This is a genomic window from Polaromonas sp. P1_F8 (assembly GCF_056405635.1).
Map to the genome: position 1 here is coordinate 908098 of NZ_JBFUBS010000001.1, position 18138 is coordinate 926235.

Consider the following 18138-nt stretch of genomic DNA (forward strand, 5'->3'; position numbering starts at 1 on the left):
CTCACCAGGGCCGCGGAGTTGCACGTATTTATGTATTTGATTGTCATCGCCTGGATTTACGTTGTGCTCATGATGAGTGTTGCCGAAGCCACCAACAGCAACGGCACACTTCTGGGGGCACTGGTCACCTTTGTACTCTATGGACTGGGTCCTGTGGCATTGGTGGTTTACCTGATGGGCGCCCCTGCCCGCAGCAAGGCGATCAAGAAACGCGCAGCAGCAGAGCGCCTGCAGCAAACTGCAGGCGTGGACGCAGCCCCAGACAAACCCTCACCGTCACACGCGCCAGATGCAGGCGGCCATGCGCCCCGTGGTGCCAAACCCATTGCCGGCAACGCCGGCATCCCGCCGGTGGGAAAAGAATCTTGACGGATTGCCCACGGTGCACCAGGCATCGCTGCCGTCATTGCCGTACACCTGTGTAATCCCTATCGCCTTGAGGCGCAAACGCGCCAACGCCGGCAAGTCGGCCAGGTATTTACCGCTGCCGCACGGCGTAAAGCAGCGGCCGGCGTCAGGCTGCACGGTTTCGAACACGGCCTTGACTTCAGCGCCGACTTCGAACGCTGCAGGCCCAATGCACGGACCGAGCCATGCTATTGTTTTAATAGCTGCTTGCGCCCGTGCTTGTTGAGCCAGAGCCCGAAATGACTCATAAACTGCCTCAAGTACACCGTGCGGGCCCGTCGGCCTTCCTGCCAGCCCGCGCCAGCCCGCATGCGCTGCGGCCACCACAGCGCCGTCTTCGCTCGCGAACAGCACCGGCAAGCAATCGGCCACCATGATCGTGCAGGCAAGTCCCGCCTGATCCGTCACGCAGGCATCGGCTGACTGGCCGTCAGCGGCATCGGCGCTCAACACCAGTACCTCGCTGCCATGCACCTGCTGAAGGAATACCGGGTGGCTACCCGTTGCCCGCTGCAGCACATCACGGTTCGCCGCAACATTGGCCGGCTGGTCGCCGACGTGGTCACCCAGGTTCAGGCTGTCATAGGGAACGGGCGACACGCCACCGCCACGTGTGGTGAACACTGCACGCACGCCGGCAGGCGCCGGCCAGTCTGGGATCAGCCAGCGTGCGTCCATATCAACCGGATCGGTAGGCCAATTTTCCGACGGGCCGCCCCCAGGAAACGAGCCCTGGAACATATCAGGAAGGGGCAGTGAACCACAAGAAGTGGGGAACGTGGGGGCCACATATTTAGGCTTCGTTGTCGGGGCAGGCCGAAGGCTGGGCCTTCTGGAAGGCCGGCAGCGCCATGCAGGCGTCGAACGCAGCCATGGTGCGGGGCAAGCCGTCAAAGCTCACGTTAAAGCGTTTGGCATTGAATATCTGCGGCACCAGGCAGCAGTCGGCCAGCGTGGGCGTGTCGCCATAGCAATAGATCGACGCAGGCAACTGGGCCAGCTGGCGTTCAAAGGCCTCCAGGCCTTCACGGCACCAGTGCACATACCAGGCGTTCTTTGCAGCTTCGTCGAGCTTGAGTTCCTTGACCAGGTACTTCAGGACGCGCAAGTTGTTGACGGGGTGGATTTCGCAGGCAATGGACTGCGCCAGCGCGCGCACTTTGGCACGGCCCATCGCATCGGCCGGTAGCAAAGCCGGCTCGGGGTGTTTTTCGTCGAGATATTCGATGATGGCCATCGACTGCGACAGCTTTTCCCCATCGGCTTCCAGCAGGGGCACCAGGGTGTCGGCGGCCAGGGCGGCGTAAGGCGGCTGCTTGTGCTCCCCTTTGGCAATGTGCACGGGAATGTAGTCGTAGCTCAGGCCCTTCAGCTCCATCGCAATGCGTACACGAAACGACGAAGAAGATCGGAAATAGTTGTGGAGTTTCATCTCTAAAGCATAAACGATGGCCCCCACGGTCGCGCACTTCGTGAGCCTGCGGCATCTCCCTGCCCCTTTCATCACGAAAGGGGGCGCTGCGCCTGCGGCCCGGCAAAGCCGGTTCCGCGGCCCCGGCTGGGTTAAATACCTCCCCGCCGTCGCGCACTTCGTGCGGCTTCAAGCTGAGCTGGTTGAGCGAGCATCAGTGGCAGGGCAATCGCGTGGGCGACTGACGCGCGGGCAGTCCGCCACTACCATTGCCTTTTTGCATTCGCCACTCCCGGAGACACCCATGAGCGCCATCGCCACCTTAGCCAACCACCAGATTCGCCTGGCAAGCCGCCCCGTCGGCTTGCCCACACGCGACAACTGGAGCTTCACCACCGAGCCCGTGGCCGAACCCGGCCCGGGCGGCGTGCTCGTCAAAACCCTGTACCTGTCGCTGGACCCGGCCATGCGCGGCTGGATGAACGACGCCAAGAGCTACATCCCGCCGGTGGAAATCGGCGCCGTGATGCGCGCCGGCGGCGTGGGCAAAGTGATCGCCTCACAAAACCCGGCCTTTGCCGTGGGCGACTACGTGAACGCCGCACTCGACGTGCAGGAATATTGCCTGATCCCGGCCGACCAGATCAAGCGCAGCGGCATGTTCAAGATCGACCCGCGCCTGGGCCTCACATCCTGGCTTAATGTGCTGGGCCTGCCCGGCATGACAGGCTACTTCGGCCTGCTGGAAGTCGGCCTGCCCAAGGCCGGCGAAACCGTCGTGGTTTCCGGCGCGGCCGGCGCGGTGGGCCAGACAGTGGGCCAGATTGCCAAGCTCAAGGGTTGCCGGGTGGTGGGCATTGCCGGGGGCAAGGCCAAGTGCGACTGGGTGGTCAAGGAACTGGGCTTTGACGCCTGCATCGACTACAAGAACGGCGACGTGCGTGCCGGATTGAAGGAACATTGCCCCAAGGGCATCGATATCTACTTCGACAACGTGGGCGGCGAGATCCTGGACATGGTGCTGGCGCGGCTGGCGCGCGGTGCCCGCATCATCATCTGCGGCGCCATCAGCCAATACAACAACACCACGCCCGTGAAGGGCCCCGCCAATTATTTATCGCTGCTGGTCAATCGCGCCCGCATGGAAGGCATCGTGGTATTTGATTACGCCGACCGCTACCACGTCGGTGTGGCGGAGATGGCCGGCTATCTCAAGGCCGGCACCATGAAAAGCAAGGAAGACATCGTCGAGGGACTGGACACTTTCCCGGAAACACTGCTCAAGCTTTTCAACGGCGAGAACTTCGGCAAACTGGTACTGCAGGTGGCCAAAGACTGAGGCCCGATGCGCCGGCTGCTGCCGGCGTTGGGTGCCGCTTACTTCGCATTGCGCACCAGGCGCACGACGGCCGCCGTGGCACGCGGGGCTTCACCGGCGCTGCCGTCGCTAAAGCCCACAAAGGTGAAATAGCCCGGGCCGGTGCTGCTCGATGTCCAGAAGCGCGCCACGGGCGTGCCCGGAAAAGCATTGGGATCTATCGCCGCCTTGTCCACGTCAGCCTCTCGTGCAGAGACGATGCTGGAGAGTTCTTTGAGAATCGGCAAGCGCCATTCGGCCTCCGGCGCGGAAGCCGCCTTGGCACGCGCGGCCGCATCGGGATGGCTCAGGAAAGCCGGTTGCCCGGTGCAGGTCTTGCCCTTCCAGACCATGCCTTCCGCGCAGCGCCGCCAGACCAGGCCGGTGCGGCTATCGGTGACTTCCTGGTTGTCTGCGGATACGCTGAAGCGCTCTTGCGCAAAACTTGCGCTGGACAAAGCCAACAGCAAAAGGGCAAGACCCAAGGTGTGGACGGAAATGCGGTGCATAGAAATCTCCATGGCCGGAGCGGCCTTGCAGCCTTACGACTTGTTACCAATACTAGGCAAGTTATCTCGCTGCAACCATAGGGAACCTATGTAGGGGGTAGTACTTAGCACTCACGCACTGTTTGTGTGCGGTCGCATCCAGGCGTCAGGGCTGATGCAGCTGGTAGTCACGCCCGAGCCCGCCACCATCAAGAACCTCTTGCGTGACCTGCTCAACCAGGAAATCCAGCAGCACGCGCACGCGCGCCGGCAGGCGCCCGCCCCGGCCGACAAACACCGCATGGATGGGTTCGCGTTCGCCCGGGTTCAGGCTTTCAGCCACCGGCACCAGGCGGCCCGCGTCAATATCGCGGCCGACGTGGAACATCGACATGCGGGCCAGCCCGGCGCCCGCCAGCACCAGGTGGCGCAGCGCCTCACCGTCACTGGCGCGCGCATAGCCGGTGATCGGCAACTGCTGAACCTGCCCGTCTACCCGCACCGGCCAGTAATGCATATTGCGCTTGAAGGTATGGGCCAGGCGCTGATGGGTTTCGAGTTCTTCCATCGTCTGCGGCGTGCCATGTCGCGCCAGGTAATCAGGGCTGCCGACAATCACCTGCGCCGTATCACCCAGGCGCCGCGCCACCAGTTGGGACGACGCGAGTGCGCCCCAGCGGATTGCCACATCGGTGCGCTCGTCCAGCAAGTTGACCACGCGGTCGGTCAAGGTAATGTCCAGCAAAATATCCGGGAAGCGCTCGTGAAAGGCCGGCACCAGCGGCAGCAGCAAGCAGTGCGCGGTGGGCATGCTGGCGTTGATGCTGACGCGCCCGCGCGGCATGGCGCCGGCGGCCGCGCCGCGTTCGGCCTCGTCCATGTCGGCCAGCACGCGCGTGCTCTGCTCGTAAAACGTCGCGCCTTCGCGTGTGAGCTGCAGCTTGCGCGTAGTGCGGTTGACAAGCCGCGTACCCAGCCGCGCCTCCAGCCGCGTCACCAGCTTGCTGACGGCCGAAGGAGTCATGCACAGCTGCCGGGCGGCGGCCGAAAAACCGCCCTTGTCCACAACCTGAACAAAGGCCTCCATCTCGCCGGAGCGGTTGACGTCTATGCGGGGCATTAGCTGTTACTTTGCGCGAATTATTGTGAATTGAATTCACAAATGATTGTCTTCACTGCATTCTAGTCAAGATAGCACTTAGTCTTCACACTCAGCACATCCTCTTTTTAGGCGACTTTCATGGATGCGCGCAAATCACTCCCTTCACTCCCTTCACTCCCTTCACTCCCTTCACTTCCTTTAGGCCTTCTGGCCCTCACCGCCGGCTCCTTCGGCATCGGTACGACCGAATTTGTCATCATGGGCCTGCTGCTGCAGGTCTCAGCCGACCTGGGCGTCACCATCGCCTCGGCCGGGCTGCTGATTTCCGGCTACGCCCTGGGCGTGGCGGTGGGTGCGCCGGTGCTGACGCTGGCCACGCGCAAGCTGCCGCGCAAAACCGTGTTGCTGGCGCTCATGGCCATCTTCACGCTGGGCAACCTGGCTTGTGCGCTGGCGCCGGACTACGGCAGCCTGATGGCGGCCCGCATCATCACGTCGATGGCGCACGGCACCTTCTTTGGCGTGGGTTCCATCGTGGCCACCGGCCTGGTCGCGCCCGAGCGCAAGGCCTCGGCCATCGCCATCATGTTCAGCGGGCTGTCGCTGGCCACCCTGCTCGGCGTGCCCGCTGGCGCCTGGCTGGGGTTGCATTACGGCTGGCGCTCTACCTTCTGGGTGGTCACGCTGATCGGCTTGCTCGCCTTTGTGGTGCTGGCCATTTTTGTGCCGCGCAGCGCGGCTGAAAACGGTACCTCGACCATCCGGCAAGAACTGGCCGGGCTCGCCCGCCCGCAAGTACTGCTGGGCCTCTTGATGACGGTGCTCGGCTTCGCCGGCCTGTTTGCGATCTTCACCTACATCCAGCCCATCCTCACGCAGATCACCGGCTTCAGCGAAGCGGCGGTGTCACCCATTCTGCTGGTATTTGGCGGTGGCTTTTTTGTGGGCAACCTGCTGGGCGGGCGCCTGGCCGACCGCGGGCTGCGCATGTCGCTGCTGGTCACCCTGGGCGCGCTGGCGCTGGTGCTGGGCGTGATGGGGCTTGTGCTGCATTCGCCCGTGGCCACCGTGGTGTTTGTCGGCCTGCTGGGCGCGGCCTCCTTTGCCACCGTGGCGCCGCTGCAGATGCGCGTGCTGCAGCAGGCGCACGGCGCGGGCCAGAACCTGGCGGCCAGCCTCAACATCGGCGCCTTCAATGTGGGCAATGCGCTGGGCGCCTGGCTGGGCGGCCTGGTTGTCAGCAGTTCCTTCGGTCTGGGCGGCCTGAGCTGGCTGGCCGCGCTGATCACCGTGGCCGGCATCGCGGTCACCTTGTACAGCCTGTCGCGCGACAAGTCCGAGCCGCGGGGCATCCCTGTCACTTGCTGAAAGAGCCCTCGCCATGAACACATTTTTCTTTCCAAAGCGGCGCGCGCTGCAAGCCGTTCTTTCATTCGCGTTGCTGCTTGCCAGTGCTTTACCGCAGGCGCAGGCAGCTGGTGCCGGCGTGTGGATGCCAAGCTGGACGGCAAGCCCCCAACCCATCTGGAGCAATGACTTTGTGCTGCCGCTGGGCCTTCCCGCCACGCTTCACGACCAGACCGCGCGCCAGACCGTCCGGGCCAGCGTAGGCGGCTCACGCGTGCGCATCGTGCTGTCCAACGAATATGGCGCGCAGCCTTTGCAGATTGGCGCGGCTCACATCGCACTCGCAGGCGATGCTGCGGGCAGTATCGGTAGACCCGGCAAGGCATTGACCTTCAGCGGTCAACAGACAGTCACCGTACCTGCAAGCGCTGTCGTGATGAGTGACCCGGTCGAAATTCCAGTCGCACCGCTCGGCCGCCTATCGGTCAGCCTGTATTTTCCGCAACCGACACCACTCACCACCATTCACTGGGACGGCCTGCAGCCCGCGCAGATTGCTGCAGGCAATGCCGTGAACGCGAGCGTCCTCAAGGCCGATAGCGTAGTGAACAGCCGCCTCTTCCTCAGCGCGGTGTTGGTCGACGCCGCACCGGGCACACGCGGCGTGGTGGCCTTTGGCGACTCCATCACCGACGGTGCGGCGTCCACGCCGGGCGCCGACCAGCGCTGGCCGGATTTTCTGGCGCGCCGCCTGGCCAGTCAAAACGTGGCCGTGCTCAACGCGGGTATTTCGGGCGGACGGGTGCTCAAGAACCACATGGGCATGAATGCACTGGCCCGGTTCGAGCGTGACGTGCTGGGTCAGCCCGGTATTGCCACCGTAGTGCTGCTCATGGGCATCAACGACATCAGCTGGCCAGGCAGCACCCTTGAACCCAAGGAGCCCGCCACACAGACTGACGCACTGATCGCCGGCTACCGGCAGCTGATTGCTCGCGCCAGGAGCCGCGGCGTGCGCATCGTCGGCGCCACGCTGACCCCATTCGAGGGCGCGCTGACAATGCCGGGCTCACCGATTGCCAATTACTACAGCCCCGCAAAAGACGCGGTGCGCCAGCGCGTCAACGCATGGATACGCGACAACGGCGAATTCGATGCGGTGCTGGATTTTGATGCGGTGGCGCGCGATCCGCAGAACCCGCTGCGCATCCTGCCCGCCTATGACTCGGGCGACCACCTGCACCTAGGTGATGCCGGAAATAAGGCGGTTGCTGAATCCATCGACCTGAAGTTATTAATGGGTGAGCGCTAGACCGCGGGCAGGCGCTAGCCGCCCACCACAAGGCGCAAACCAGGCATCAGGCTTTCGGTTTCGGCGCGCCGCTGCAGCGCCATGCGCATGTTCATCTGCGCAACCTCAGTGTGCTCCACCGCCAGTGCCTGGGCACGCGCGCCCTCCCCAGCCTTGAGCGCTGCAAACAGCATGTGGTGCTGGCGGTGCGCGTAGTGCATCCAGTCGCGGTCCTGCTCCAGCGTGGACTGCATGGGCAGCATGGCCGAGGCTGACGCAAAGGGGAGCTTGTCGTTCAATTCGATGGCGCGTTGCAGCGCGCGGTTGCCGCTGGCTTCCAGGATGAGCGCGTGGAAGCGGTCGTTCATGGATGCATAGGCCGCGTAGTTGTCATAGCCCAGCGGATTCGCCGCCAGCGCCCGGTCGCCTTCATCCAGGCAAGACTGCAAATCGAGCTGCAACTGGCGCGACACGCCATGCTCCGCCACCAGCCGCGCCGCCATGCCCTCCAGATGGCCGCGCACTGCAATCGCATCGGCCACTTCGCGCGGGGTGAACTGGCGCACCAGGTATTTGCCGGTGTCGTTGGCCTCGACCAAGCCTTCCTGCTCCAGCGTGACCAATGCGGCCCGCACCGGTGTACGCGAGGCGCCCAGGCGCTCGGCCAGTTGCTGCTCGGCCAGACGCTGGCCGGGCTCGAACTCGCCGCGCAGGATCAGGTCGCGCAATTGCATCAAAACGGTTTCTTGCAAGTTCATGCCCGGGAATGTACACTGAATTTTAATTTTGGTATACCGTTTTGAGGTCCCCATGAACGCTGAACAAAACGAACTGCTCACCCGCATCACCGCGGGCACGCCCTGCGGCAAGCTGCTGCGCCAGTACTGGCAGCCCGCCGCGCTGGTCGATGAGTTCAACCCAGCGCTGGACCCGCGCATGGAGCTTCGCCCGGTCAAGGCGCTCAAACTGTTCGGCCAGGATCTGGTGCTGTTCAAGGACGCCTCCGGCGCATGGGGCCTGCTGGACCGCGACTGCGCACACCGCGGCGCCGACCTGTCGTTTGGCCGCCGCGAAAGCGCAGTGCAAGGCGGCGGCCTGCGCTGCCCTTTTCACGGCTGGAAGTTCGCCACCGACGGCCGCTGCCTGGAAACACCGGCCGAGCCCACGGGCAGCAAGCTGTGCGAACGCATACGCCAGCGCAGCTACCCCGTGATTGAAAAAGCCGGCGTGCTGTTTGCCTGGCTGGGCGACGAGGGCAGCGCACCACCACCCTTCCCCGCTTTTGACTGCTTTACCGCGCCCGCGACACATAGCTTTGCCTTCAAGGGTTTGTGGAACGCCAACTGGCTGCAGGCTTTTGAGGTAGGCATCGACCCGGCGCACCCGTCTTTCCTGCATCGCTTTTTGCAAGACGACCCACTCGATGAAATCGGCCAGAACCCGGCCGGCAAGCAGTTTCGCAGCGCCAGCGCCGGCACGAAGGACGGCGAGCAGTGGCCGATGACGCGCATCATGCGCGAGTTCGCCCAGCCCGACATCAGCTTTGAGAACAAGCCCTGGGGCATGCAGCTGACCGCGCTGCGTGCCATGACCGACAAGCTCACCCATGTGCGCGTGACCAACGCGATCTTCCCGGCCACCTTTGTGATTCCGCTGTCGGAAACCATGACCATCACGCAGATGCATGTGCCGGTAGACGACACGAACACCTACTGGTACACCTTCTTCACCAGCTTTGGCGGCCCGCTGGACCGCGAGAGCATGCGCGCGCAGCGCCAGCAATTCATCGCCCTGCCCGACTACATTCCCAACGCCGGCCGCCACAACAACTGGGGTTTCAACGCCAAGGAGCAGATGAGCACCACCTACTTGGGCATGGGCGAAGAAGACATCAACGTACACGACCAGTGGGCCGTGGAAAGCATGGGCACCATTCAGGACCGCACACGCGAGCACCTGGGCACCTCCGACAAAGTCATCATGGCCAACCGGCGCGTGCTGCTCAAGGCGATTGAGACAGTGCAAAACGGCGGCGTAGCACCCGGCATTGCCGACCCTGCGCTAGCCGCGGCGATCACCGGCCCGGACACGGTGGACGGCATTGCGCCAGCGGGCGAATGGTCTCAGTGGTGGCAGCAAACCGCGTGCGCCAAGCGCGAGGGCGCGCCGTGGCTGGACGCCAAAGCCGCCGCCGACTCACCCAGCACCGTCACGCAACCATGAGCAGCTTTGCAGCGCAATGCGGCGTGAGCGACGCCGAAAGGCAGGCTGCGCTGGCTGATGCCACGCGGCGCATCGAGGCGAGCGGCCTGGAGCTGGTGCGCTTCGCCTGGTGCGACCTGCACGGCATGCTGCGCGGCAAGACACTGGTGGCCTCTGCAGCCGGACAAGCCATGACGGACGGCGTCGGCATGGTGAGCACATTGCTGCTCAAGGACACCGCCGACCGCACCGCGTACAAGGTGTTCGAAGCCGGCGGCGCCGACGAACTGCCGGGTTTTGAATTTGGCGGCAATGTGATGCTGCTGGCCGACCCGGTCAGCCTGAAGGAATTGCCCTGGGCCGACAAAACCGGCTGGGTGCAATGCCAGCCATGGTTTCCCGACGGCCGCCCGGTAGAACTCGACACGCGCCGGGTACTGCAAGGCGCACTCGCAAAACTGGCTGAAGCCGGCTACAGCATGAAGTGCGGGCTGGAGATCGAGTTCCACATTTACCGGATTTCCGAGGGTGGCAGCGCTCCCCAACTTGACCCGGCGCTGGCCGACTGGCCGGGCTTGCCGCCAGAGGTGAGCATGATCCATCCCGGCTACCACCTCCTGTCAGAGCAATGGGTGGACATGGCCGAAGAGCCGCTTCGCATCGTGCAGCGCACGGCGCAGGCGCTGGGGCTACCCCTGCTGTCACTCGAAATCGAACTGGGGCCCAGCCAGGTCGAGGCGGTGTTTGAAGCCACCGATGCGCTGACAGCCGCCGACAACATGGTGCTGTTTCGCAGTGCGGTAAAGCAGGCCTTGCGGCGTGCCGGTTACCACGCTACCTTCATGTGCCGCCCGCCCTTTCCCAACATCATGTCCAGCGGCTGGCATCTGCATCAATCGCTGGTGGACCTGAAAACCGGCGCCAACCTGTTCAAGCGCAGCGCTCCTGCAACCGGAAGCACACCAGCCGACGCGCAATACACGCTGTCGGAAGTTGGTGAGCAGTACCTGGCCGGTTTGCTGGCGCATGCGCGCGGCATGACGGCGTTTTGCACACCCACCATCAACGGCTTCGGGCGCTTTCGGCCCAACGCACTCGCGCCGCAATCCATCCTGTGGGGCCGCGACAACCGCGGCGCCATGCTGCGCGTGGTGGGCCAGTGCGATGACAACGGCACGCGCATCGAAAACCGCCTTGGCGAGCCGGCGGCGAATCCCTATCTCTACCTTGCCTCGCAGATTCATGCCGGGCTGGATGGCATCGCCCGCCAACTCAAAGCGCCGCCAGCGACTGACGCACCGTATGGCGCTGCGGCAGAAAAAATCCCCACCAGCCTCGGCGAGGCGCTGGACGCACTGAAAGCCGACACCGCTTTGACGGTAGCCTTTGGCGAGACCTTCGTCAGCTGCCTCACACGCATCAAGCAAGCCGAAATCGCCCGCCATGCCGAAGCCGAAAACAAAGACGAGTGGCAGCGCCGCGAGTATTTCAGCCGCATTTGAGAATCGCCTCATGAGCACCATCACTATCAATTTAATAGCAGCAGATGGAAGTACCACGCGGATAAGCGGCAAGATTGGCAAAAGCCTGATGGAGGCGGCCGTCTCAGCCGGCATTGACGGCATTGCCGCCGACTGCGGCGGGCTGCTGACCTGCGCGACATGTCACGTGTACGTACAGGAACCTTTTGCCTCGGATGCCAGCACTCTGCCGCCACCCGACGGTGAAGAACTGGGCATGATTGAATTCACCGCCGCGCCACGCAAGCCCACGAGCCGGCTGAGCTGCCAGATCAAGCTCACACCCGCGCTGGACGGTTTGACGGTAGAGTTGCCGTCTACCCAGTATTAATTACCCCAGAAAGTTGTTCATGATTCTCGAACTCGCCGACATCCGCATTCACCCGGGCCAGCAAGCCGCCTTTGACGAAGCTATCCAGCGCGGCATCCGCGAAGTCATTTCCAAAGCCAAGGGCTTTCAGGGCTTCAAGGTCAACAAGGGCATTGAAAGCCCTGAGCGCTACATCCTGCAGATCTTCTGGGACACACTGGAAAACCACACTGTCGACTTTCGTCAGTCGCCCGCCTTTGCCGACTGGCGAGCCATTGTCGGGCCCTTCTTTGCCGGCCCGCCCACGGTGGAGCATTTCGACCTGGTGGCCAAGTCAGCCTGAGCCTTGGGCCAGGGCCTGGCAAACAGGCAGACAATAAAAACGGGGCTGACTGCCCCGTTTTTATTGTCTGCGCGCAGTTCTGATGCTGGCTACCTGGCCGCGTTTTCGTGGCCGCTGATCAGCTTGCCAAGCAACAGGCCGAGCTGCACCCGCTCGTCATCATCCAGCGGACTCACGATGCGCTGCTGTGCCTTGCTGACCGCGCGTTTCATCTGCAGTGCAACTTTTTCCCCTTCGGGCGTCGTCCACAGCAGTTTGCGGCGCTTGTCGGATGGGTCAGCCTCCCGCTTGACCCAGCCTTTGGCCTCCAGCCGACCGATCACCGACCCGAAAGTGGCCGGGTCAAAGGCAACGCGGCCCGACAGTGTGATCTGGTCTTCGCCCGGGTCGTCCATCAGCGCATTCAGGATGGCGAACTGCACGGGCGTCGCATCAAACCCGGCCGTCTCCTCCATGAAGATCGCAACCGCGAGTTGTTGCGCCCGGCGGATCAAGTGCCCGGGGGCCTCGCTGAAGTTAAAGCTTTTTGCCATTTGCCGAGTTTACCGTTCAGCTTTGCGCTCAGGGTATGTACTAGGGACATACATGATAAGCATACTTATCATTGTCAAAGCCCCCCTGATACCCTCTCATACATGTCACACACATCCCCCATCCTCATCTCGGGCGGCGGCATTGGCGGGCTGGCCGCGGCCCTGGTGCTCGCGCAGGACGGGCGCGCCGTGACGCTCATGGAGCAGGCGGCGAGTTTTGGCGAGATCGGCGCCGGCATCCAGCTCGGCCCCAATATTTTCCGCATGTTTGACTACCTGGGCCTCACTGAAGCCGTCAACCGTGTGGCGTTCTTTCCCACCGGCCTTGGCATGAACGACGTGCGCACAGGCGAGAAGGTTGTCCGTGTCCCGCTTGGCGACCTGGCCCGCGCCACCTATGGGTTTCCTTATGGCGTGATTTACCGCGCCGACCTGCACCAGGTGTTCCTCAATGCCTGCCGGGCCCAGCCCAACATCACCTTGCGCACCAGCGCCAAGGTGGAGTCGTTTGACCAATCGGAAAGCGGCGTGACCGTACACCTTGCAGGCGGCGAAACCGTCGAAGGCAGCGCGCTGATAGGCGCAGACGGCATCTGGAGCCGCATCCGTGAAGCCGTGGTGGGCGACGGCAAACCCCGCGTGTCGGGCCATATCGCCTACCGCGCCGTGCTCAAGCGCGAGGATGTGCCGGCCCATCTGTGGAGCGACGATGTGCTGCTTTGGGGCGGCGAGAAAACCCATCTGGTTCACTACCCCCTGCGCCGCGGCGAACTCTTCAACCTGGTGGCGGTTTTTCACAGCAACAAATACGACGAGGGCTGGAACACCTTTGGCGATACGGCCGAGCTGAACGAGCGTTTCGCCGATGCCTGCCCGCAAGTCAAGGAACTGCTGGGGAAAATCGAGACCTGGAAGATGTGGGTGCTGTGCGACCGCGAACCCGTGAAAAACTGGACCGACCGGCGCGTGACCCTGCTGGGCGATGCCGCCCACCCGATGCTGCAGTACCTCGCCCAAGGCGCCGGCCAGGCCATTGAAGACGCCGTCGTGCTGCGTGAAGCGCTGCGCTTTACCCGCGGCGATGTGCCAAAAGCCTTCCAGAAATACCAGCAAAAGCGCTACCTGCGTACCGGCCGCGTGCAATTGACCGCCCGTTTTTACGGTGATATTTACCATGCGGCCGGTGTTCAACGCGAATTGCGCAACCAGATGTTCCAGAGCGGCACCGAGAGCGCGGGTTTCGCAGGCCTGAAGTGGATGTACGACGGAATCGAGCCGTCAAAACTGTTCCAATGACGGTTTCAAAAGTCCCAGGAATTGTCATGACTCTTCTTCCCAGCACTGCTGCTCTCAGGATAATTGCTACCCTTTTGATAGCTGCTTGCGCCCATACTTCCTGGGCTGCAGCCCCAAAAGACTTAAAAAATACGGCCTGGCCGACCAGGCCGGTGCGCATCCTGGTGGGGTTTCCGGGCGGCTCCACACCCGATATGGCGGCGCGCAGCCTGGCAGAACCCCTCAGCCACGCCCTCGGCCAACCCGTGATTGTGGAAAACAGGCCCGGCGCGTCAGGCAACATCGCGGCCGACCAGGTTGCCAAAGCCACTGACGACCATACGCTGGGCGTCGTCATCAACGGCAACCTGACCTCGGCCAAGCTGCTGTACTCCAGACTGCCCTATGACCCGGCCAAAGACTTTGCGCCCATTTCACTGCTGACCACAGCGCCCTTGGTACTGGTAGCCCCTGCGGGCCAGCCTGGCGGCGCCGAATTCTTCGCTGCCGCGCGCCAGGGCGGCAGCCAGTGGAACTACGGCTCGGTCGGCAACGGCTCGGTGGCGCACCTGGGCATGGAGCTGCTGAAAAGCCGCATGCCCGGCGTCACACCAGTTCACGTGCCCTTCGCCGGCAACCCGCAGGTGGTGACCGCCATGCTGGGCGGCCAGATCCAGATGGCGCTGATCCCGCCCGGCGTGGCCATGCCGCATGTGCGGTCGGGCAAGCTCCGGGCGGTTGGCCTGGCCGGCGGACGTTCTTCGCTGGTGCCCGAGGTGCCGCCGCTGGCCGACGCAGGCGTGACCAACGTCAACCTCGAAGTCTGGACGGCGCTGATCGGCCCGGCGGGTCTCTCCAAAGCCGCGCAGGCCCGGCTGGCGCAAGAGGTGCCGCGCATCATCCGCGACGCCGACACGCGGCAAAAGTTGTTTAACCAGGGCTGGCAGGCTGTGGGCACGTCGCCCGACGGCCTGAAGAGCCGCGTCAAAGACGAAGCCGCCATCCTGGGCGGCATCATTCAGTCGCGCGGCATCAAACTGGAGTAAATGATGCCCCCACGGTCGTTCACTTCGTGTAACTCCCTGCCCCCCGAGGGGGCCGCCAGCCTGCGGCCCGGCAAAGCCGGTTCCGCGGCTCATGCTGGGTTGAAGAATTCTTTGGACACTACCAGTGGGGGCCGCGGGACTGGCTTTGCCAGACCGCAGGCGCCGCCCCCTCGAGGGGGGAACAGGCTACACGCAGTGAGCCTGGACGGGGGTGCAACTTGATCACAGAGCCCGCACGCACCCTGCCCGTCTACGGAGAATTTGACGTTGTGGTCGTGGGCGGCGGACCCGCGGGCCTGGCCGCCAGCGTCAGCGCAGCACGGCACGGCGCGCGCACCTTGCTGGTGGAACGCTACGGTTTCCTCGGCGGCATGGGCACAGCCGGCGGCGTCACCAATTTCGCGGGCCTCTACGGCCGCAAGAATGGCCAGATGCAACAGGTGGTGCGCGGCGTGGCCGACGACCTGCTGCAGCGCATTGACGCGCTGGGCGGCCTGAACGCGCCGCAGGACGGCATGCAGGGCCGCATCCGCGTGCGCTCTTATGACGTGTCGGCCTACAAGTGCGCAGCCGACCAGTTGCTGGTGGCGGCCGGTGTGCAAATCCTTTTCCATGCCTGGGCTGCTGCGGTGGTGATGGAGGGCAACCGCATCAGCGCTTTGGTGGTCGAGACCAAATCCGGCCGCCAGGCAATCCGTGCCGCGCGTTTCATCGACTGTTCGGGCGACGCCGATGTGGCGAACTTTGCCGGCGTGCCGTTTGAACTGGGTGACGGGCATGGCAGCGCGCTGTTTCCCTCCACCATGTTTCGCGTCGGCCATGTCGATGCACCGCGTGCGCTGGCGGCTGTGGGCGAATTCAAAGCCATCAACACCCTGATGGCCGAGAGCCAGGCGCGCGAGCCGGGCCGCTACAAGTTCCCCCGCGAAGGTGCCATCCTCCGCCCCCAGAAGAACCCGACCGAATGGCGCGCCAACGTCACGCAGATACGCAACGCGCAAGGTACGGCCATGGATGCCACCGACGCGCGGCAGCTCAGCGAGGGCGAGCTCGAAGGCCGGCGCCAGATCACCGAATACTTCCGCTTCCTGAAGCATGAAGTGCCGGGTTTTGCGGATTCGGCCATCGTCGACATCGCGCCGCAGGTCGGTATCCGCGAGACGCGCCGGATCCAAGGGCTCTATGCCTTGAGCGGCGAAGACATCCTCTCGTCGGCGCGCTTTGACGACACCATCGGCATCAACGCCTGGCCGATGGAGCTGCATGCGGATGGCCGGATCGACTGGCAATTTCCGCACAATGTGGATGCGGCTGAAGGCCGCGCCTACAACGACCTGCCCTGGCGCATGCTGGTGCCCCAAGGTGTCACCAATCTGCTGGTGGCCGGCCGGTGCGCGTCGATGACACACGAAGGCCAGTCGGCCGCGCGAGCCAGCGGCGGTTGCTTTGTGATGGGTCAGGCAGCGGGTACGGCGGCGGCGATGCCGGGCACCGGGCAGGCCTTTGCCGATACCGATGTGAAGCAGCTGCAGCAGTTGCTCACGCGGGACGGCGTGTATTTCGATAACGACCTTTAAGCGGCGATCTTTCACCCCAGAGACTGGACATCCATCATGGACATGACGCCCCCTACCGCCCCAGGCCAGCCCTCAGCACCCCACGGCGCTGCACGCAAGGCCTTTTATGAAGCCATCTCGGCGCACAGCATGACGCCGCTGTGGGAAGTGCTGCACGCGCTGGTGCCGCAATCGCCAAGCACCCCCTGCCAGCCGGCGCTGTGGAAGTACGCCGACGTGCATCCCTTCCTGATGAAGTCGGGCGAGCTGATCACCGCTGAAGAAGCGGTACGCCGCGTGCTGATCCTGGAGAACCCCGGCCTGCGTGGGCAGTCGTGCATCACGCAGTCGCTGTACGCAGGTCTGCAGGTCATCATGCCGGGTGAAATAGCGCCCAGCCACCGCCACACACAAAGCGCATTGCGCTTCGTGGTGGAAGGCCATGGCGCCTTCACCGCCGTGGATGGCGAGCGAACACAGATGAAACCAGGCGACTTCATCATCACCCCGAGCTGGACCTGGCACGACCACGGCCACGAAGGCCGCATGGAATCGGATACGCCCGTGGTCTGGCTGGACGGGCTGGACATTCCCATGTTGCGTTTCTTCGATGCGGGCTTTGCCGAAAACGGCACGGCCAAGCAACAGGAAGTCACCAAGCCCCAAGGCATCAGCACCCAACGCTACGGCGCCAACATGCTGCCGATGCGGTATGACGCCCCGTTCGGTGAAACCTCGCCCATCTTCAGCTACCCCTACGACCGCACGCGCGAGACCCTGCACCAGCTGGAAACCCATGGCGACACCGACGCTTGGGACGGCGTCAAGCTGCGCTATGTGAACCCGGCCACCGGCGGCTCACCCATGCCGACCATGGCCACCTTCATGCAGCGCCTGCCGGCGGGCTTTGCGGGCAAGCCGTGGCGCCAAACCGACGGCGCCGTGTTCAGCGTGGTCGAGGGCACGGGCTCCGTTGACATTGAACGGAACGGCGAAACCCGGACGTTCGAGTTCGGCCCGCGCGACCATTTTGTGATTCCGTCGTGGCACACTGCGCAATTGCGTTCGGCGCAAGGTTGTGTGCTGTTCAGTTTTTCAGACCGCCCGGTGCATCAGGCATTGGGCATACACAGAGAAGAAAGGTTGTCATGAGTTTTGTCATCACCCCACCGGCCGCAGTGTCCGTCCCTGTTGTGGGCACAAAAGACCGTTTTCCGGTTCACCGCATTTACTGCGTGGGCCGCAACTACGAAGAGCACGCCAAGGAAATGGGTTTTACAGGCCGTGAGCCGCCCTTCTTCTTCCTCAAGCCCGCAGATGCCGCTGTCGTGGTGGACGCCGGCGTCACCGGCACCATTCCCTACCCATCGCTGACCAAGAACCTGCACCACGAAATCGAGCTGGTCGTGGCCATTGGCACCGGCGGTAAAAACATCAAGGCGGCCGATGCGCAAAAGCACATCTACGGTTATGCCGTGGGCCTGGACATGACGCGGCGCGACCTGCAGGGCGAGATGAAAAAGCAGGGCCGCCCCTGGTGCATTGGCAAAGCCTATGACCACTCCGCGCCCATCGGCCCCATCACACCCGCTGCCCAGGCCGGCGATGTGGCCAATGCCGAGCTCTACATCCAGGTGAATGGCAAGGACCGCCAGCGCAGCCATGTCTCCAAGCTGATCTGGAACATCGCGGAAACCATTGAACACCTGTCGGCAGCATGGGAGCTGCAACCGGGCGACCTGATTTATACCGGCACGCCTGAAGGCGTCGCGGCTGTGGTTTCGGGCGACACCATGGTCGGCGGTGTGGCGGGGCTGGAAACACTCACCGTCAAAGTCATCTGAACACGGGGTTAGCAAGCGCATGTCACGGCGGGACAGCTGCGCGATAACCGCGCAGCTGCTTTAATCACCGCGCAAATACCCCGCTTTACCCGGGGTAACCCGCCT

The 18138-nt window shown here is 63.6% G+C and carries 19 protein-coding genes; 13 read left to right on the top strand and 6 right to left on the bottom strand.

Annotated elements, in window-relative coordinates:
- The first annotated feature begins 30 nt into the window (after positions 1 to 30).
- A complete protein-coding gene (locus tag AC1D1J_RS04285) occupies positions 31 to 369 on the top strand; it encodes a hypothetical protein (protein WP_477693969.1) in 339 nt (112 codons plus the stop codon).
- On the opposite strand, the gene pgeF is transcribed toward AC1D1J_RS04285, so the two are convergent.
- On the bottom strand, positions 277 to 1086 hold the full coding sequence (gene pgeF, locus AC1D1J_RS04290; protein WP_477693970.1) for a peptidoglycan editing factor PgeF: 810 nt from the start codon (positions 1084 to 1086) through the stop codon (positions 277 to 279). The genes AC1D1J_RS04285 and pgeF overlap by 93 nt on opposite strands.
- Before the next feature lie 115 nt (positions 1087 to 1201).
- Complete coding sequence (gene maiA / locus AC1D1J_RS04295; protein ID WP_477693971.1) at positions 1202 to 1840, bottom strand: maleylacetoacetate isomerase; 639 nt, start codon at positions 1838 to 1840, stop codon at positions 1202 to 1204.
- Positions 1841 to 2123: 283 nt separating this feature from the next.
- Here maiA and AC1D1J_RS04300 point away from each other — a divergent pair, with 283 nt between their 5' ends.
- Positions 2124 to 3158 carry an NADP-dependent oxidoreductase gene (locus AC1D1J_RS04300; RefSeq protein WP_477685451.1) on the top strand — a complete coding sequence of 345 codons (1035 nt, stop codon included), beginning with the start codon at positions 2124 to 2126 and terminating at the stop codon, positions 3156 to 3158.
- Between the two features lie 38 nt (positions 3159 to 3196).
- Here the strand turns inward: AC1D1J_RS04300 and AC1D1J_RS04305 are convergent, their stop codons facing one another.
- Both AC1D1J_RS04305 and AC1D1J_RS04310 read right to left on the bottom strand, forming a co-directional pair.
- Positions 3197 to 3685 (bottom strand): Lcl C-terminal domain-containing protein, encoded by a 489-nt coding sequence (locus AC1D1J_RS04305; RefSeq protein ID WP_477685450.1) that lies wholly within the window; start codon positions 3683 to 3685, stop codon positions 3197 to 3199.
- A gap of 145 nt (positions 3686 to 3830) precedes the next feature.
- Positions 3831 to 4784 (bottom strand): LysR family transcriptional regulator, encoded by a 954-nt coding sequence (locus AC1D1J_RS04310; protein WP_477693972.1) that lies wholly within the window; start codon positions 4782 to 4784, stop codon positions 3831 to 3833.
- Between the two features lie 120 nt (positions 4785 to 4904).
- Between AC1D1J_RS04310 and AC1D1J_RS04315 the strand changes: the two genes are divergently transcribed.
- Positions 4905 to 6134, top strand: coding sequence for an MFS transporter (locus tag AC1D1J_RS04315; protein WP_477693973.1), 1230 nt, complete (start codon positions 4905 to 4907; stop codon positions 6132 to 6134).
- A gap of 13 nt (positions 6135 to 6147) precedes the next feature.
- Positions 6148 to 7425 (top strand): SGNH/GDSL hydrolase family protein, encoded by a 1278-nt coding sequence (locus AC1D1J_RS04320; protein ID WP_477693974.1) that lies wholly within the window; start codon positions 6148 to 6150, stop codon positions 7423 to 7425.
- Between the two features lie 14 nt (positions 7426 to 7439).
- Here the strand turns inward: AC1D1J_RS04320 and AC1D1J_RS04325 are convergent, their stop codons facing one another.
- Positions 7440 to 8162 carry a GntR family transcriptional regulator gene (locus AC1D1J_RS04325; protein ID WP_477685446.1) on the bottom strand — a complete coding sequence of 241 codons (723 nt, stop codon included), beginning with the start codon at positions 8160 to 8162 and terminating at the stop codon, positions 7440 to 7442.
- Between the two features lie 52 nt (positions 8163 to 8214).
- On the opposite strand from AC1D1J_RS04325, the gene AC1D1J_RS04330 reads away from it, so the two are divergent.
- The 4 genes from AC1D1J_RS04330 to AC1D1J_RS04345 are packed head-to-tail and all read left to right on the top strand — an operon-like array spanning position 8215 to position 11779.
- A complete protein-coding gene (locus tag AC1D1J_RS04330; protein ID WP_477693975.1) occupies positions 8215 to 9627 on the top strand; it encodes a Rieske 2Fe-2S domain-containing protein in 1413 nt (470 codons plus the stop codon).
- Positions 9624 to 11108: a glutamine synthetase family protein gene (locus tag AC1D1J_RS04335; protein WP_477693976.1), complete on the top strand. Its 1485-nt coding sequence runs from the start codon at positions 9624 to 9626 to the stop codon at positions 11106 to 11108. The genes AC1D1J_RS04330 and AC1D1J_RS04335 overlap by 4 nt, the downstream gene beginning before the upstream one ends.
- 10 nt (positions 11109 to 11118) lie before the next feature.
- Positions 11119 to 11457, top strand: a complete 339-nt coding sequence (locus AC1D1J_RS04340) for a 2Fe-2S iron-sulfur cluster-binding protein (protein ID WP_477685443.1) — start codon at positions 11119 to 11121, stop codon at positions 11455 to 11457.
- Positions 11458 to 11476: 19 nt separating this feature from the next.
- On the top strand, positions 11477 to 11779 hold the full coding sequence (locus AC1D1J_RS04345; protein ID WP_477685442.1) for an antibiotic biosynthesis monooxygenase family protein: 303 nt from the start codon (positions 11477 to 11479) through the stop codon (positions 11777 to 11779).
- Positions 11780 to 11868: 89 nt separating this feature from the next.
- On the opposite strand, the gene AC1D1J_RS04350 is transcribed toward AC1D1J_RS04345, so the two are convergent.
- Complete coding sequence (locus AC1D1J_RS04350; protein ID WP_457280374.1) at positions 11869 to 12312, bottom strand: MarR family winged helix-turn-helix transcriptional regulator; 444 nt, start codon at positions 12310 to 12312, stop codon at positions 11869 to 11871.
- A 102-nt stretch (positions 12313 to 12414) separates the two neighbouring features.
- On the opposite strand from AC1D1J_RS04350, the gene AC1D1J_RS04355 reads away from it, so the two are divergent.
- From AC1D1J_RS04355 to AC1D1J_RS04375, 5 genes are all read left to right on the top strand, one after another.
- A complete protein-coding gene (locus AC1D1J_RS04355; protein ID WP_477685441.1) occupies positions 12415 to 13608 on the top strand; it encodes a 3-hydroxybenzoate 6-monooxygenase in 1194 nt (397 codons plus the stop codon).
- 26 nt (positions 13609 to 13634) lie between these two features.
- Positions 13635 to 14633 (top strand): Bug family tripartite tricarboxylate transporter substrate binding protein, encoded by a 999-nt coding sequence (locus AC1D1J_RS04360; protein ID WP_477693977.1) that lies wholly within the window; start codon positions 13635 to 13637, stop codon positions 14631 to 14633.
- A 218-nt stretch (positions 14634 to 14851) separates the two neighbouring features.
- Entirely contained in the window at positions 14852 to 16210 is a 1359-nt protein-coding gene (locus AC1D1J_RS04365; protein WP_477693978.1) for an FAD-dependent oxidoreductase, read from the top strand.
- A gap of 36 nt (positions 16211 to 16246) precedes the next feature.
- Complete coding sequence (gene gtdA / locus AC1D1J_RS04370) at positions 16247 to 17341, top strand: gentisate 1,2-dioxygenase (protein ID WP_477693979.1); 1095 nt, start codon at positions 16247 to 16249, stop codon at positions 17339 to 17341.
- Entirely contained in the window at positions 17338 to 18033 is a 696-nt protein-coding gene (locus AC1D1J_RS04375; RefSeq protein WP_477693980.1) for a fumarylacetoacetate hydrolase family protein, read from the top strand. The genes gtdA and AC1D1J_RS04375 overlap by 4 nt, the downstream gene beginning before the upstream one ends.
- The last annotated feature ends 105 nt before the right edge of the window (positions 18034 to 18138 follow it).